At 44.2% G+C, this 17409-nt stretch carries 11 protein-coding genes and 4 tRNA genes; 9 read left to right on the forward strand and 6 right to left on the reverse strand.

Features of this window, described 5'->3' with window-relative positions; translation table 11 throughout:
- Window position 1: 1 nt before the first annotated feature.
- From E5A76_RS14975 to E5A76_RS14985, 3 genes are all read right to left on the reverse strand, one after another.
- Window positions 2–75 (reverse strand) — tRNA-Pro (locus E5A76_RS14975).
- A gap of 73 nt (window positions 76–148) precedes the next feature.
- Window positions 149–224 (reverse strand) — tRNA-His (locus E5A76_RS14980).
- Between the two features lie 42 nt (window positions 225–266).
- Window positions 267–343, reverse strand: a tRNA-Arg gene (locus E5A76_RS14985).
- A 279-nt stretch (window positions 344–622) separates the two neighbouring features.
- Here E5A76_RS14985 and E5A76_RS14990 point away from each other — a divergent pair.
- The gene (locus tag E5A76_RS14990; RefSeq protein ID WP_053987374.1) at window positions 623–1030 is read left to right on the forward strand and encodes a c-type cytochrome; all 408 of its coding nucleotides are present in this window, start codon (window positions 623–625) and stop codon (window positions 1028–1030) included.
- An 84-nt stretch (window positions 1031–1114) separates the two neighbouring features.
- Here E5A76_RS14990 and rep read toward each other — a convergent pair whose 3' ends face one another.
- Window positions 1115–3133, reverse strand: a complete 2019-nt coding sequence (rep, locus tag E5A76_RS14995; RefSeq protein ID WP_008988280.1) for a DNA helicase Rep — start codon at window positions 3131–3133, stop codon at window positions 1115–1117.
- Between the two features lie 312 nt (window positions 3134–3445).
- Here rep and E5A76_RS15000 point away from each other — a divergent pair, with 312 nt between their 5' ends.
- The 6 genes from E5A76_RS15000 (at window position 3446) to ubiK (ending at window position 13159) form a co-directional block, all read left to right on the forward strand.
- Complete coding sequence (locus E5A76_RS15000; RefSeq protein WP_053987373.1) at window positions 3446–4594, forward strand: efflux RND transporter periplasmic adaptor subunit; 1149 nt, start codon at window positions 3446–3448, stop codon at window positions 4592–4594.
- 9 nt (window positions 4595–4603) lie between these two features.
- The gene (locus E5A76_RS15005) at window positions 4604–7744 is read left to right on the forward strand and encodes an efflux RND transporter permease subunit (RefSeq protein ID WP_161119401.1); all 3141 of its coding nucleotides are present in this window, start codon (window positions 4604–4606) and stop codon (window positions 7742–7744) included.
- Between the two features lie 208 nt (window positions 7745–7952).
- On the forward strand, window positions 7953–8564 hold the full coding sequence (locus tag E5A76_RS15010) for a TetR/AcrR family transcriptional regulator (protein ID WP_161119402.1): 612 nt from the start codon (window positions 7953–7955) through the stop codon (window positions 8562–8564).
- A gap of 27 nt (window positions 8565–8591) precedes the next feature.
- Window positions 8592–9695, forward strand: coding sequence for an efflux RND transporter periplasmic adaptor subunit (locus tag E5A76_RS15015; RefSeq protein ID WP_107166776.1), 1104 nt, complete (start codon window positions 8592–8594; stop codon window positions 9693–9695).
- Between the two features lie 16 nt (window positions 9696–9711).
- The gene (locus E5A76_RS15020) at window positions 9712–12789 is read left to right on the forward strand and encodes a multidrug efflux RND transporter permease subunit (RefSeq protein ID WP_053987369.1); all 3078 of its coding nucleotides are present in this window, start codon (window positions 9712–9714) and stop codon (window positions 12787–12789) included.
- A gap of 100 nt (window positions 12790–12889) precedes the next feature.
- Entirely contained in the window at window positions 12890–13159 is a 270-nt protein-coding gene (gene ubiK, locus E5A76_RS15025; RefSeq protein WP_008988286.1) for a ubiquinone biosynthesis accessory factor UbiK, read from the forward strand.
- A 68-nt stretch (window positions 13160–13227) separates the two neighbouring features.
- Here the strand turns inward: ubiK and ilvC are convergent, their stop codons facing one another.
- Window positions 13228–14712 (reverse strand): ketol-acid reductoisomerase, encoded by a 1485-nt coding sequence (gene ilvC / locus E5A76_RS15030; protein ID WP_161119403.1) that lies wholly within the window; start codon window positions 14710–14712, stop codon window positions 13228–13230.
- A 133-nt stretch (window positions 14713–14845) separates the two neighbouring features.
- Between ilvC and ilvY the strand changes: the two genes are divergently transcribed.
- Window positions 14846–15742: an HTH-type transcriptional activator IlvY gene (gene ilvY / locus E5A76_RS15035; protein ID WP_161119404.1), complete on the forward strand. Its 897-nt coding sequence runs from the start codon at window positions 14846–14848 to the stop codon at window positions 15740–15742.
- Between the two features lie 32 nt (window positions 15743–15774).
- Window positions 15775–16980, forward strand: a complete 1206-nt coding sequence (locus E5A76_RS20775; RefSeq protein WP_161119405.1) for an NAD(P)-binding domain-containing protein — start codon at window positions 15775–15777, stop codon at window positions 16978–16980.
- 242 nt (window positions 16981–17222) lie between these two features.
- Here E5A76_RS20775 and E5A76_RS15045 read toward each other — a convergent pair.
- Window positions 17223–17299, reverse strand: a tRNA-Trp gene (locus E5A76_RS15045).
- Window positions 17300–17409 lie beyond the last annotated feature (110 nt).

Here is a 17409-nt window from a genome sequence, read left to right on the forward strand (position 1 = left end):
GTCGGTGAAGAGGGATTCGAACCCCCGACCCTCTGGTCCCAAACCAGATGCGCTACCAAACTGCGCTATTCACCGACTTAATTCTGTGTGCTTGTAAACAAGCGGGCTTTCAAAGCCAGAAAGCTGATAACATCAACTCTCTATAATATGGGGTGGCTAACGAGACTTGAACTCGCGACAACCGGAATCACAATCCGGGACTCTACCAACTGAGCTATAGCCACCATTGTTTTTTACTACCTTCCGCCAATACGACCATTTGGTAATGGTGCGCCCGAAAGGATTCGAACCTTCGGCCTTTGGCTCCGGAGGCCAACGCTCTATCCAGCTGAGCTACGGGCGCCTTGCCCTATCGACGGGGGTGAATATTACGGATCAGAGCGCCTCTCGGCAAGTGTTTTTTTTCATTTTTATTTTACTCGCTGATTTTATGTCCAAATAACTATTGATTCGTATCATACAAATACAGCTCACTAGTTTGATCCTATGTCACAACTCGATATACTAACCAAGAAATAACAATTTGATCATTTTAAAAACATTCGCCGTACTATTTCAACATTAGCCACGAGTGAAGATAACAGCAACTAAAAATACAATTTGGAAGTATAAGGTGAGCACCATGGATTTTTCTTTTCGACACTATTTATTCGCTGCTGTAGCTGCATTCGCCGTTGCTGGTACTGCAGTAGCCACAGACATGTCTGATGAAGCAATTGCTGAGCGTATCAAACCGGTTGGCGCTTTATACCTTGAAGGTGAAGCCCCAGCAGTTGAAGTCGCGGCGGGGCCTCGTAGCGGTGATGCTGTTTACAACACCTTTTGTACAGCATGTCATACCTCTGGTGTGATGGGCGCACCGAAAAAAGGTGTTGCTGGTGATTGGACTGAGCGTCTAGCTAAAGGTAAAGATGTATTAGCAGATCACGCGATTAATGGTTTTAATGCCATGCCAGCAAAAGGCTCTTGTATGGATTGTAGCGATGAAGAGATCGTTGCTGCTATTGATCACATGATTGCAGGTCTATAAAACAACACCTCCAAATATCATATAAAGAAGAGGGAGCATCATTGATGCTCCCTCTTTTATTTAACTCGCCCTATTTATGCAGCATTACTTCTTATTAAACATTGCGCGAATATTAGCGATGTGCGCTTGGCCTTTGTGCATACGCTCTTCAGCCGTCACCGGCTTACGCTCGCTCTCCCACTCCAAATCATCTTGTGGTAATTCATATAAGAAGCGGCTAGGTTCTGGTTTGATTAATTCACCAAACTGACGGCGCTCTTTACATAAGGTAAACGTTAGCTCGCGTTGGGCACGAGTGATACCCACGTAAGCTAAGCGACGTTCTTCATCAACATTGTCTTCATCGATGCTAGTTTGGTGTGGCAAGATCCCTTCTTCAGTCCCCACTAAGAATACATAAGGAAACTCCAGACCTTTTGATGCGTGCAATGTCATGAGCTGAACTTGATCGGCATCGTCATCATCTTCACCACGCTCCATCATGTCACGTAGGGTCAGACGTTGAACTACCTCTTTTAAGGTTTTCTCTTCTTTATCATAGTTATCACCCTCTAAATCAGCCGTGATCCAACTATATAAATCAGAGACGTTCTTCATTCGCATTTCAGCCGCTTTAGGGCTAGCAGAGGTTTCGTATAACCAATCTTCGTAATGAATATCGCGCACCAGCTGGCGCACCGCTGAAACCGTATCACCACGCTCTGCATTATCTGCGAGCTGGTTGATCCAGTGGGTAAAGCGCTGCAGTGATTCTAAACCACGCCCAGAAAGATGCTGCTCTAATCCCATTTCAAAACTGGCAGCAAACAAGCTCTTACCGCGCATGTTGGCGTAAGTACCGAGCTTTTCTAATGTCACTGGGCCAATCTCACGGCGTGGAGTATTCACGATACGTAAGAACGCATTGTCATCATCAAGGTTTGTCAAAAGACGTAAGTACGCCATGATGTCTTTGATCTCTGAGCGAGAGAAGAACGACGTACCGCCTGAGATCTTATAAGGAATACGGTTTTGCATCAGCGACTTTTCAAACAAGCGTGACTGATGGTTACCACGGTACAAGATCGCATAGTCTTTATAAGCGGTGTTATTCATGAAGCGATGAGCAATCAATTCACCAACGACTTTCTCTGCTTCATGCTCTTCATTCTTAGCTGTAATGACTTTTAACATCGCACCATCAGGAATTTCAGAAAACAACGCTTTTTCAAATAAGTGCGGGTTGTTAGCAATCAAGATATTCGCAGTACGCAAAATACGGCTAGTTGAGCGATAGTTTTGCTCCAGCTTGATCACTTTTAGGCTTGGGAAGTCTTTGTTAAGCAATGCCAAGTTTTCAGGCTGTGCACCACGCCATGAATAAATCGACTGATCATCATCACCCACCACAGTAAAGCGAGAACGCTCACCCACTAGCAATTTCACAAACAAGTACTGGCTGGTGTTGGTATCTTGATACTCATCCACCAGCAAGTAACGAATACGATTTTGCCAATGCTTGCGCACTTCTTCGTTATCACGTAGCAGCAATACTGGCATCAAAATCAAATCATCAAAATCCAACGCGTTATACGCCTTCATTTGTCGCTGATACATCTCATAGCAATGGGCAAATAACTGATCGCGTTCACTACGAGCACGAGCAGCAGCGTCTGCTGGCGACAACATGTCATTTTTCCAGTTAGAAATCGATGACAGTAACAGCTTGAGTAAATCTTTATCCCCTTCCAGTTCGTCTTCCGTCAGTTCTTTAAGTAGTGCCATTTGGTCTTGATCATCAAACAACGAAAAACTGGCTTTTAAACCAAGGTGCTTATATTCACGACGAATGATGTTGAGACCTAAAGTGTGGAAAGTCGATACCATTAATCCTTTGGCTTCTTGGCGACCTAAGGTTTGCCCTACACGCTCTTTCATTTCACGTGCGGCTTTATTGGTAAAGGTCAACGCTGCAATATTTCGTGCTTTGTAATCACACTTTTGTACAAGGTACGCAATCTTATTGGTGATCACACGGGTTTTACCCGAGCCAGCACCAGCTAGCACCAAGCAGGGTCCAGAGACGTATTTTACTGCTTCTGTTTGCCTTGGGTTCAGTTTCATTCGTTATCCTGACACTCATTTGTAAAAAGTGCATGTTAATGCATTTTATATATAGGGTTATTCAATATATGAATAATAAAACCCAAACTAATCACTAAGAATCATATCAATTGGTTAACAATTCTTTTTAAGCATAATCCCATTCACCGTACCTTTTAAATAAAAGGTGGGGTTTTTATGCAAAAAATAACCGTTTTATCTTTAAACGGCTATCATAGGTTACAAAATATGTAATTAGTGGTTACTCTATTGTAAATTCAATAATTTGAATATTTCACGTTAAGTTATATCGCTTAAAATTTAGGAGTTTTCATGCGGAAAATCGCAAAATTGGCCATGGTTGTCAGTATGGCACTATGGGTATCAGCTTGTGATCAAAATGCAGCAGATCCCTCTGCTCAACAAGCAGCAAAAAGTATTCCTGTTGGTACCATTGCTATCACATCGCACCCACAAGAAATCCGCGTGGAGCTACCTGGTCGAAGCAAAGCTTACCTTGAGGCAGAAGTACGTCCTCAGGTTTCAGGCATCATTACCGATCGTGGCTTTACTGAAGGTCGTGACGTTAAAAAAGGTCAGTCTCTTTATAATATCGACTCTGCCAGCTACAACGCTGCTTACTTAAGCGCAAAAGCGGAATTAGCGAAAGCACAAGCAACATTAGATTCAGCTAAAGCACTGGCTATCCGTAGTAAAAAACTAGTAGAGCGCGGTGCGATCAGCAAGCAAACCTACGATGATAACCAAGCAGCTTACAAAGTGGCTATCGCTAGCCTTGAAGTAGCTAAAGCGAACGTCAATAAAGCCAAGATTGATCTCGATTATACCAAAGTTAAAGCGCCAATTTCAGGTCGTATTGGTCAATCTTCTGTAACGCCTGGAGCATTGGTCAATGCGGGGCAGTCACAAGTATTGGCTACTATTCAACAGCTAGATCCTATCAACATTGATATTGCTCAATCGAGTGCACAGCTTCTACGTTTGAAAGCAGCATTAAAGCAAGGTCAGCTTCAAGCAAGTCAGAATGCTGATGTTGAATTGATCTTAGAAGACGGTACGGTTTATCAACACCACGGTGTGCTGCAATTTGCGGAAGTAAACGTCGATCCAAACACTGGCTCTGTCACGCTACGTGCAGAATTTCCAAACCCAGAAGGGATCTTACTGCCGGGTATGTACGTACGCGCAGTACTAAATACAGGTACCGATCCAAAAGCCATCATGGTGCCGCAAAAAGCGGTAACGCGTAATAGTAAAGGTCAAGCAACCGTCATGGTCGTTAACGCTGAGAACAAAGTAGAGTCTCGCACTGTGACAACTGCGCAGGTGATTGATAACCAATGGCGTATTACTGAAGGCTTAAAAGATGGCGACCAAGTGATTGTCGATGGTCTACAAAAAGTGCGTCCGGGTGCTTTAGTGAAGCCAACCCTAGCTAACAATTCGCAACCTCAAAAGTAGAGATAAGATATGGCTCGTTTCTTTATCGATCGCCCTATTTTTGCTTGGGTGATCGCGATAATCGTGATGCTTGCCGGGGTACTGTCAATTATCAAATTGCCAGTGTCTCAGTATCCAAGCATCGCACCGCCGACCGTGGTGATCAGCGCTAACTACCCTGGCGCAAACGCAAAAACCATGGAAGACACGGTGACACAGGTGATCGAGCAGCGCATGACAGGTATCGACCACCTGCGCTACTTATCATCAACCAGTGATAGCTTTGGTAATACCCAAATTACCCTTACCTTTAACGCGGAAGCAGATCCTGATATTGCTCAGGTTCAGGTGCAGAATAAACTGCAAGCCGCTCTACCATTGCTACCAATGGAAGTGCAGCAGCAAGGTGTAAAGGTTAACAAAGCTAGCTCATCATTCTTAATGGTTGTCGGCTTCTATTCTAAAGATGGCTCAATGGATAAGAACGATATTTCGGACTACATCAGTTCAAACGTTGCCGATCCAATGAGCCGTGTAGCAGGCGTGGGTGAAATCACCACCTTTGGTGCTCAGTACGCAATGCGTATATGGTTAGATCCGCTAAAACTGACCAAATACAACCTGACCAGTATTGATGTGATTGCTGCGATCAAAGAGCAAAATGCCCAGATCTCAGCAGGCCAACTGGGGGCTTCACCATCAATGCCAGGCCAAGAGCTTAACGCCACGGTATCTGCGCAAAGCCGCTTGCAAACCCCTGAAGAGTTTAAAAACATCATTGTTAAATCAGACTCAGCAGGTGCAACCGTACGTCTAGGTGATGTGGCGCGCGTTGAACTAGGCGCAGAAGATTACTCTGTACAAGTATTCTACAACGGCAAACCTGCCAGTGGTTTAGGTATTAAGCTAGCAACAGGTGCTAATGCCCTTGCGACAGCAGAAGCAGTAAAAGCCAAAGTAGAAGAATTAAAACCTTTCTTCCCTGAGGGGCTAACGGCCGTTTACCCATACGACACGACGCCATTCGTTGAAAAATCAATTGAAGGGGTTGTTCATACGCTGTTTGAAGCTGTAATACTGGTATTTCTTATCATGTACCTGTTCTTACAGAACTTCCGTGCAACCTTGATCCCAACCATTGCAGTCCCTGTTGTTTTATTAGGTACCTTTGCGGTGCTTTCGATGGCAGGGTTTTCTATCAACACCCTAACCATGTTTGCAATGGTACTTGCCATCGGCTTGCTGGTTGATGATGCCATCGTGGTGGTAGAGAACGTTGAACGTGTTATGCATGAAGAAGGCTTAAGTGCCGTTGAAGCAACACGAAAATCAATGGATCAAATCACTGGTGCACTGGTCGGTATCGCCTTAACGCTATCTGCGGTATTCGTACCAATGGCATTTATGTCGGGCTCTACCGGTGTGATCTACCGTCAGTTCTCGATAACCATTGTAACGGCAATGTCACTGTCAGTATTGGTTGCGGTGATCTTAACGCCAGCCCTTTGTGCGACCATGCTAAAACCGGTTGAACATGGTGAGAAGAAAGGTTTCTTCGGTTGGTTTAACCGCACGTTTAATAACTTAACCTCACGTTATGAAGCAAGCGTTGCGGCAATGATCAAACGCTCTATTCGCGTCATGCTGATCTTCCTTGGCCTAACCGTTGCTGTAGGTTGGATGTTCAATAAAATGCCAACGTCATTCCTACCAGATGAAGATCAGGGGATCTTGTTTAGCCAAGCTATCTTGCCGGTAAACTCTACCCAAGAGCAAACCCAAGAAGTGATGGATAAAGTCTCTGATTTCTACCTCAATGATGAAAAAGATACCGTAGCAAGTGTGTTTAGCGTATCTGGCTTTAGTTTCGCTGGTAGTGGTCAGAACATGGGTATGGCATTTATCAGCTTAAAAGATTGGTCAGATCGCCAATTACCGGGCATGGATGTGAAATCAGTCGTAGGTCGTTCGATGGCATACTTCCAGCAGATCAAAAATGCCATGGTGTTCTCGTTTGCCCCACCAGCGGTTGTTGAGCTAGGTACGGCAAGTGGTTTTGATTTCTATCTCCAAGATAGAAGTGGTCAAGGCCACGATAAACTGATCGCCGCTCGTAACCAGTTACTCGGCATGGCAGCACAAAATCCGAACCTTGTCGGTGTACGTCCGAATGGTCAGGAAGATGCGCCGATGTACCAAATCAATGTTGACCAAGCGAAGATCCGCGCACTGGGTATTGATATTCAATCAGTAAACCAAGTGCTAGGGACTGCTTGGGGTAGTTCGTACGTTAATGACTTCATCGACCGTGGACGTGTTAAGAAAGTCTTCGTTCAAGGTGATGCAGAATACCGTATGAAGCCTACCGACTTAGATACTTGGTATGTACGTAATAACCAAGGTGAAATGGTACCGTTCTCTGCCTTTGCAACCGGTGAATGGAAATATGCATCACCTCGTCTAGAGCGTTTCAACGCCACACCTGCGGTTAACATCCAAGGTGGCGTAGTGCCAGGTTACAGTACAGGTCAGGCAATGCTTGATATTGAAGAGATGGTAAAACAATTACCACCGGGCTTTGGTATCGAATGGAATGGCTTATCTTATGAAGAACGACTATCAGGTAACCAAGCACCAATGCTGTATGCATTGTCTATCTTGGTGGTATTCCTGGTACTTGCAGCCCTTTATGAAAGCTGGTCTGTACCATTTGCTGTCGTGCTGGTTGTACCGCTAGGTATTATCGGTGCTCTACTGGCAATGAACGGTCGTGGCATGCCTAACGATGTATTCTTCCAAGTAGGTCTATTAACCACCGTTGGCTTAGCAACTAAGAACGCCATCTTGATTGTGGAATTTGCCAAAGAATACTACGAAAAAGGCGCAGGACTAGTAGAAGCAACACTGCATGCTGTGCGTGTGCGTTTACGTCCGATCATCATGACATCCCTTGCCTTCGGTTTAGGTGTTGTGCCATTGGCAATAAGCTCAGGTGTAGGTTCAGGTGGTAAGAATGCCATTGGTACTGCGGTACTCGGTGGTATGTTAAGTTCTACCTTCTTAGGTATCTTCTTTATTCCGATTTTCTTCGTCGTGGTTGAACGTATTTTCAGTCGCAAAAAGAAGAAAAATGCAGAAGAAAATAAAGAGCCATTAACTGAACAACACTAATAAGTGAAGTGAAACAATTAATAAGCGCATACCTCAGGTATGCGCTTTTTTTTGCTTAGTTATTTAGCCCGGCCTCTATACTTATAACGTTAAGGTAATAAATAAAAAGCGCTTATTTGCTAAAAGCATAAACAACCACAATAAAATAAAAAATATAGTTCAAAAGTCTAATTTAAAACTTGCGCATCAAGGATGACAATCTACAATAATGAACGATCGTTCATTCATTTCACATCCAAATATAATTGCCATTATGAATGAGAAAAAACAACGTATATTGGCAGCAGCAGAAAAGCTTCTCGCAGAATTCGGCTTTCATGGTCTTTCGATGCAAATGGTCGCAAAAGAAGCCAACGTCGCCGCAGGTACGATTTACCGTTACTTTAACGATAAAGAAGACCTACTCAACCAATTACATGATCACATTTTAAGTTATATCGCAGCACAGATAAGTCACAACATTGTTGATAGCATGCCGATCAAGCAACGTTATCGCACCATGTGGCTTAACTTATGGCACATGACAATCAATGGTGATGCCCCGTTAATCATTCGGGGACAGTTCCAAAGCCTGCCATGCCGAAATAAACAAGATCAAAAGCGCTTAAGCCAGAAACTCTTTTCTCCCGTTGCAACTATGTTTAATGATGGAAAAGCGTGTGGCTTATTTAAGGATCTCGATAACGAGGTACTGAGCGTATTAAGTCTTGAAACGAGTTGTAGTTTAGCTCGTCGGCAAATTAATCGTGGGTTAGAGATCAGTGATGACGAAATTGAAGCCGTTATCAATGCCTCTTGGGACGCTATCACTCTGCATTAATATCGCTAAACCGGAGCAAACCTAACAATGAAAAAGTGGATAGTAGTGTTACTTCTCGTCCTCCTGTTATTTGGGAGTGTCATTGGTTTCAACTTATTCAAACAGAAGAAAATTGCTGAATACATGGCAAACATGCCAGAGCCAAACTACCCAGTAACTTCGGTTACGACGAAGGGCGAGAACTGGTACCCTGCGATCCAAGCCATTGGTTTCATCGAGCCCGTTCAAGGTGTGACGCTAACGTCTGAAGCATCAGGTGTGATCAGCAAAATCGCTTTTGAATCAGGTCAACGTGTTAAAGCGGGTCAAGAGTTGGTATCGATCAACTCCAATGTTGAAGTCGCAAGCCTGCAAAGTACCAAAGCGAAACTGCCAGCGGTTGAAGCAACATACAAACGTTACCAAGATCTTTACCGTAAAGGCTCAGTGTCTAAATCTAACCTTGATGAAGCACAAGCAAACTACCGTGCCCTTGTTGCTCAAATTAAATCGTTAGAAGAGTCAATCCAACGTCGTGACATCGTGGCACCGTTTGATGGTGAAGTAGGTCTACGTAACGTTTACCTTGGTCAATACATTCAACCAGGCACACAGATCGTACGTCTAGAAGATACCCGTACCATGCGTTTTCGTTTCACCGTACCGCAAACCGATATTTCTAAGATCCAAATCGGTCAAACGGTAGATATCAATGTTGACGCTTACCAAGATATCGATTTCAAAGGCCAAATCACAGCAATCGAGCCTGCGGTTAACGCGCAAACGGGTTTAGTACAAGTTCAAGCCGATATCCCTAACAGTGGCGGTAAGCTACGTAGCGGTATGTTTGCTCGTGCACGTGTGATCCTGCCAACCATTAGCGATCAAATTATCGTGCCACAAACGGCGATCACCTACACCCTATACGGTGACACGGTTTACGTACTAAAAGAAGTTGATGGCAAGTTACGTGCTATTCAAACAGTGGTGACCACAGGTCAAAACCACGGTAACAAAGTGCGCATTCTTTCAGGCATTAAAGCTGGCGAGCAAATCGTTACCACAGGTCAAATTCGTCTAAGTAACAAATCGCTAGTGCATGTTGTTGAAAATGATGCACTTAAAGCTCCAGCAGTAACACCACTGCTGTAATTGGAGAACTCTCGTTATGCGCTTTACTGATATTTTTATCAGACGCCCCGTCCTCGCAATTTCGATCAGCTTGCTGATTGCATTGCTTGGCTTTCAGGCGATATTCAAAATGCAGGTTCGACAGTATCCAGAAATGACCAACACCGTAGTAACGGTCAGTACCGCATACTATGGTGCCAGTGCAGATCTGATGCAGGGCTTTATTACTCAGCCCTTAGAACAGGCCATAGCCCAAGCCGATAATATTGACTACATCACCGCACAAAGTACGCTGGGGATGTCGACAATCACGGTACAAATGAAACTGAATACCAACCCGAACGCAGCCTTGGCTGATGTTTTGGCGAAGGTAAACTCGGTTCGTTCGCAGTTACCAACAGAAACCCAAGATCCAACCATCACCCTATCAACCGGTGGTGATACGGGTGTGCTTTACTTAGGTTTCACCAGTAAGAGCTTGAACTCAAGTCAGATCACTGACTACATCGAGCGTGTGGTTAAGCCGCAGCTATTTACGGTTAACGGCGTATCGAAAGTTGATATGTACGGTGGTGTACCTTACGCGCTACGTGTTTGGTTAGATCCACAGAAAATGGCGGCATTTAACCTATCAGCAAGTGATGTTATTCAAGTCCTAAAGGCGAATAACTACCAATCTGCGGTAGGTCAGGTGAACAATGACTTTGTACTCTACAACGGTAGTGCAGATACCCAGTCAAACAGCCCTGAAACGCTAGAAAAACTGGTTGTGACCAGTAAAGATGGCCAAGTGACCCGTCTTGGTGATATCGCGAAAGTCACACTATCAAAAAGTAGTGATAGCTACCGCGCAACAGCAAATGGTCAAGAAGCCGTGGTAGCTGCAATTCAAGCAGCACCAAGTGCCAACCCAATTAACATCGCAGCCGATGTTATTAAACTGCTACCAACCATTGAGCGTAACATGCCAAGCACCATCAAGATGACGGTGATGTACGACTCAACGATTGCGATCAACGACTCTATTCATGAGGTAATTAAAACTATCCTTGAAGCAGCGGTGATTGTATTGGTGGTGATCGCGCTATTTATCGGCTCACTACGTTCTGTGCTGATCCCTATCATCACTATTCCACTATCACTTGTTGGTGTGGCGCTGGTGATGCAGCTATTTGGCTTCTCGTGGAACTTGATGACGCTACTGGCGATGGTACTTGCCATCGGTCTGGTAGTAGATGACGCCATCGTGGTACTTGAAAACGTTGAGCGTCATATGAAGATGGGAGAAAGCCCTTTCCGTGCCGCCATTATTGGTACACGCGAAATCGCGATTCCAGTTATCTCCATGACTATCGCGCTAGGTGCGGTATACGCGCCAATCGCATTAATGGGCGGCTTAACAGGCTCGCTATTTAAAGAGTTTGCATTAACACTAGCAGGTGCCGTATTTATCTCAGGGATCATCGCACTGACATTATCACCGATGATGTGTGCGCACTTCCTAAAAGAAAATGCTGCGCCAAATAAATTCGAACAAGCCGTACACCGCTTCTTAGATCGTCTAACGCTACGTTACGAGAAGATGCTAGGCGGCATCATGAACATGCGCCCAGTGGTGATCGTGTTTGCGGTATGTGCATTCGCAAGTTTGCCATTCTTGTTCAAGTTTATTCCAAGTGAGCTTGCGCCTGCGGAAGATAACGGCGTAGTGGTATTCCAAGGTAATGCGCCATCAAACGCAAACTTGGACTTCATTGAAGACACTATGAACCAAGTCAACAAGGTACTAACAGAGCAAAAGAGCGTGGAATACGCGCAGGTATTCTCAGGTATTCCTGCTGCCAACCAAGCATTTGGTCTAGCGACCTTGAAACCTTGGAGTGAGCGTACTGAAAGCCAAGCAGAAGTGGCTAATGACGTAGCGAAGAAAATCAAAGACATTCCTCAAATGTCGGTTGCTGCGTTCCAAATGCCAAGCTTGCCAGGTGCGGGCGGCGGCTTCCCTGTTCAGTTCGTGATCACCACTCCGAACAACTTTAAGAGCTTGTTCCAAGTAGCATCTGAGATGCTAACGAAAGTGAAAGATAACCCGATGTTTGTTTACTCGGATCTGAACTTGAAGTACGACTCAGCTGACATGAAGATCAATATCAACAAAGACAAAGCAGGTGCTTACGGTGTGACGATGCAATCTATCGGTAACACACTAAGTACCATGCTGGCAGGCGGTGACATTAACCGCGTTGATATCTTAGGTCGTTCATACAAGGTGATCCCACAAGTTGAACGTAAGAACCGTTTCAATCCAAACGATTTAAACAACTACTACGTGAAAACCAATACAGGTGATCTGATCCCACTAGGTAGCTTAGTAACCATCAAGGTGACATCAACACCACCAACGTTACCAAGCTTTAACCAACAAAACGCAGCAACCATCAGTGGCGTATTAGCCCCTGGTACATCAATTGGTGATGCGGTGAGCTGGTTAAATACGGAAGCGGCGAAAGTACTACCTAAAGGTTATAGCTACAACTACCTAGGCGAGAGCCGTCAGTACGTAACAGAAGGTAACGCACTATACGCAACCTTTGGTTTAGCATTGGCTGTTATCTTCCTTGTATTGGCTATTCAGTTTGAATCACTACGTGATCCACTGGTTATTCTAGTATCGGTTCCTCTTGCTATTTGTGGTGCGTTGATCGCACTGGCATGGGGTGCAACGACCTTGAATATCTACTCGCAGATAGGTCTTATCACCCTGATAGGCTTGATCACTAAACACGGTATCTTGATCTGTGAGGTGGCAAAAGAAGAGCAGCTATTCCACGGTAAGAATCGCTTAGAAGCGGTCATGGAAGCCGCGAAGATCCGTCTTCGTCCAATCCTAATGACCACATGTGCGATGATTGCAGGTCTGATCCCACTACTTTACGCATCAGGCGCAGGTGCTGCCTCTCGCTTTAGTATTGGTATTGTTATCGTTGCAGGTCTTTCAATTGGTACGCTATTTACCTTGTTTGTTCTGCCAGTTATCTATACATTCCTAGCAAGCGAACACAAACCGCTACCTGTTTTCGTTGAAGATGACGATGCGACAGATAGCCATTTCTAAGTAAATAGAGAAATGTAAAAAGGGCGCTGGAATTTCCGCGCCCTTTTATTTTACGATTACAATAACAGAATAAAGATTCTCGCAACGGAGTAAGCGAATCATGTTTGATCCAAAAAAGCTTGAGCAAGTAGCTAAGCAAATTCAAGACGCGATGCCACAGCCAGTTAAAGATCTAGGCAACGACGTTGAGCAAAAAGTACGTCAGGTGATCCAATCACAGTTGGGTAAACTAGATGTTGTTAACCGTGAAGAGTTTGAAGTACAAACTCAAGTACTACTACGCACACGTCAAAAGCTAAACGAGCTAGAGCACAAAATGGCAGAGCTTGAAGCAAAACTGTCTGCTGAAGACAAAAGCGACAACGCATAATCTGTTATTCCAGATACTAAAAAGCCCGGTATTCACCGGGCTTTTCTATTTATTCGCTTACGCTGACATTAACCGCCTACTGCGATTTTCTTCATGTCTTTCATGTAACCACGTAACTCTTTACCAATCACTTCAACTGGGTGATTACGTAGTGCTTCGTTCACCTCAATTAGCTTCTGGTTATCAGCAAAGTTAGATGTCTCACCTAACCCTTTACCAATCACATCTGTACCGACTTTAGGCATAAACTGATCACGCAGTAATGGCGTTGCCACGTTAGCAAATAGGTAGTTACCGTACTCTGCGGTATCAGAGATAACCACGTTCATTTCGTACAGGCGCTTACGTGCAATGGTGTTTGCGATAAGCGGTAGTTCGTGTAGTGATTCGTAGTATGCAGACTCATCAATGATGCCTGATGCAGTCATAGCTTCAAATGCTAGTTCAACACCTGCACGTACCATAGCAACCATCAAGATACCGTTATCAAAGTACTCTTGCTCGCTAATTTGAAGATCAGATGCTGGGTAGTTTTCAAATTGTGTTTCAGCGGTTTCGCCACGCCAGCCAAGTAGATCGGCATCATCATTTGCCCAATCAGCCATCATGGTACTAGAGAAGTGACCAGAGATAATGTCATCCATGTGCTTGTTGTAAAGTGGACGCATCAGATCTTTTAGCTCTTCAGACAAATCAAACGCTTTTACTTTTGCAGGGTTTGATAAACGATCCATCATGTGAGAGACACCACCAAACTTCAGTGCTTCAGTGATCGTTTCCCAACCATATTGTAGCAGTTTGCCTGCGTACTCAGGTGCAATACCATCAGCAATCATCTTCTCGTAACATACGATAGAGCCAGCTTGTAGCATGCCACAAAGAATAGTTTGCTCACCCATTAGATCAGATTTAACTTCAGCAACAAATGACGACTCTAGTACGCCTGCACGATGACCGCCCGTTGCTGCCGCCCATGCTTTAGCAATTTCAAGACCATCGCCTTGTGGATCATTTTCAGGGTGAACGGCGATCAGTGTTGGCACACCGAAGCCACGCTTGTACTCTTCACGTACTTCTGTACCTGGACACTTAGGTGCTACCATAACAACGGTTAAGTCTTTACGAATTTGCATACCTTCTTCAACGATGTTGAAACCGTGTGAGTAACCAAGAGCCGCACCTTGCTTCATCAGTGGCATTACTGTTTCAACCACGTTAGTGTGCTGCTTATCAGGAGTTAGGTTTACCACTAGATCTGCTTGCGGGATCAGTTGCTCGTAGCTACCTACTTCAAACCCATTCTCTTTCGCGTTTTTAAATGATTGACGTTGCTCATCAATCGCCGCTTGGCGCAATGCATAAGACACATCCAGACCTGAATCACGCATATTCAGACCTTGGTTTAGACCTTGCGCACCACAACCTACGATCACCACTTTCTTACCTTTTAGGTAATCAGCTTCAGTTGCAAACTCAGCACGATCCATAAAACGACAACGACCTAGTTGATCTAACTGCTGACGTAGGTTCAGGGTATTAAAATAATTAGCCATAACAACAAACTCCGTGAAAATATATCCTTGGGTCGACATCTTTACTGTCGAATAACCTGATAGTAGATCAGGTAATTTGTTGCGCAAAGTGCTATATTCACAACAACTAATTGCAAATTATGCAACATGGACGATGAATATTAAAAACCTGCAACTATTTCTTCACCTTTGTGAATCCCATAACTTCAGCCAAACTGCACAGGCAATGCACATCAGCCCTTCCGCTTTAAGTCGTGTCATTCAACGCTTAGAGGAAGACTTAGGGCAAACCTTGTTTATTCGTGATAATCGTAGTGTCGAGCTCACCCTCGCAGGAAAAAAGCTCCTTCCTGTCGCCTCTTTAATTGTGAGTAATTGGTTTGAAGTGAAAAGTGAATTGCAGGAAGAGCATTCTCAGCTACAAGGGAAGTTAACCCTGTTTTGCTCAGTTACCGCCAGTTATAGCCACTTGCCAACCATTCTTAATAAGTTTCGTGTCATCTATCCACATATCGAAATCCAACTGCAAACAGGCGATCCGGCATTGGCTATTGATAAAGTGCTTTCTGATGAAGTTGATATCGCCATTGCTGCTAAGCCCGACAATTTACCGCCTAAATTAACTTACATCGAAGTTGATCAAATCCAAATGTCACTGATCAGCCCAATAATTTCAGCCCCTACGCTACAAAAAAGCTTAAACCATGATCCAGATTGGAAATCTTTACCCTTTATACTGCCAGAATCGGGGCCAGCGCGAACTCGTGCTGATAAATGGTTTAAGAAAAAGAAAATAACCCCTTCTATTTATGCCCAAATATCAGGACATGAGGCCATTGTCAGTATGGTCGCACTAGGATGTGGTGTTGGAATTGCGCCAGATGTGGTAATAAATAACAGTCCTGTCAGCGACAAGGTTCAACGATTTAGTACCGAATCAATCGAACCTATGAGTTTAGGTTTGTGTTGTAAACAATCTCGCGAACAAGAACCTCTATTACATGCTTTGCTACAACTTTTTCATGACAGTTATTCAGAGAGCTTACTTTAGCTCTCTTGTACATTTTTCAAGGAACAACAGTAGTGCCAAAACCAATCTTAACGCATTCATATTGCGCTGATTTCTATGCAGATCATGGTTACCAATTTTTAAAAACATTAGCTCAAGCGCATTCTATTCCAGATAACCTCGTCATTTTTTCTGTCATGCACAGCTACGAAGGCTCACTGCCTTATATCAACGTGCTAGCAGAACTCGCTGAAAAGCTAGTATTTATTCCCAAAGATGCCACGCTTGGTGCTACTCCCGGCCTACTAACCACTATCAGCACGATCCCCCATTGCCACGTTGTCTCGACCCAAAACAATAAAGCCTACTTAAAAGATCCCACACACTGTGAAGCTCTTATCCGTCAATACGTTGATGCAGATACCCCTTTTCTGATCCTCGATCACGGTGGCTACTTCTCTTATGCTATTTCGCATATTTGTGAAACCTTCCAAGAGCAATGTATTGGCATTACCGAGCTAACCGCTAATGGACTACAAAAATACCTCGATAAACCACTCTCTAAACCGTTAGTTTCCGTCTCTCATCTTAGTATTAAAATGCCGGCTGACTTTGAAGCATCAGAGTGTATTGTTCATTATTCCGATCAAATCTTACGTGAAGAGTTTGGTCTAAAAATCAATAACTCAGGATTTCTAAAAGTGGGAGTGATTGGCGCAGGTAACCTCGGTCGAGGAGTGATCAAACACTTAAAAGCAAAAGGCATTACCAATATTCATGTAGCCGATTTCGATCCCCGTAAACTTACCCAATTTCCTAGAGATGGTATTAAAGCCTGTTCAATCAACCATCTCGTTGAACACTGTAATATGTTGTTCTGCTGCACCGGTAATCAATCTATTACCCCTGAAATGATAGATAACCTATCGCAACCCATGTTTATTAGTACTGTCACCTCCGCAGATGACGAGCTTCACTTACCCGAGCTATTAGCAAATGGTGTACTGACAGAAGTACACTCGAATGCACTCACCAAAGAATATAAAAACAAACAAGGCCATAGTGTGTATCTACTGGCAGGTGGAGAGTCAGCAAATACCCCTTTTAAAACAGGCATGGGCGATCCTACTCTCTATTTATTTGAAGCTGCCCATATGCTCGCAGGTTTAAAACTACTTGATAATCCCCATCAGTTTAAGCGTGGTATACAAGCACTCTCAGAAAAAGACGAGATGATGATTGCAGAGCAGTGGTTAAGGCATTTTTATCACTACATCTAATTATCATCACGTTAACTCGAATCAAGCCTCATCGCAGTTATGAGGCTTTTTTACATCACCACTAAATAGAACACTATAAATGAAAAAGCCCCGACATTTCTGACGAGGCTTTAAATGATAGACATGGATAAGGCTTAGGTTTCAAGCTTAATACTCTCAAATATTGATACAGTGAAGTCAGTTGCTATTGCTAAAACACAAATGCAAAAAAGCCTCGTCATTTCTGACGAGGCTTTTGAAGATGGCAGGGGTGGAGAGATTCGAACTCCCAACACGCGGATTTGGAATCCGCTGCTCTGCCAATTGGAGCTACACCCCTGTAGTTCGTGTTTAACGAGACGACGCTCAAATAAAGTGGCGGAGCGGACGGGACTCGAACCCGCGACCCCCGGCGTGACAGGCCGGTATTCTAACCAACTGAACTACCGC

The sequence above is a fragment of the Photobacterium lucens genome, from assembly GCF_009873615.1.
GTDB lineage: Bacteria > Pseudomonadota > Gammaproteobacteria > Enterobacterales > Vibrionaceae > Photobacterium > Photobacterium lucens.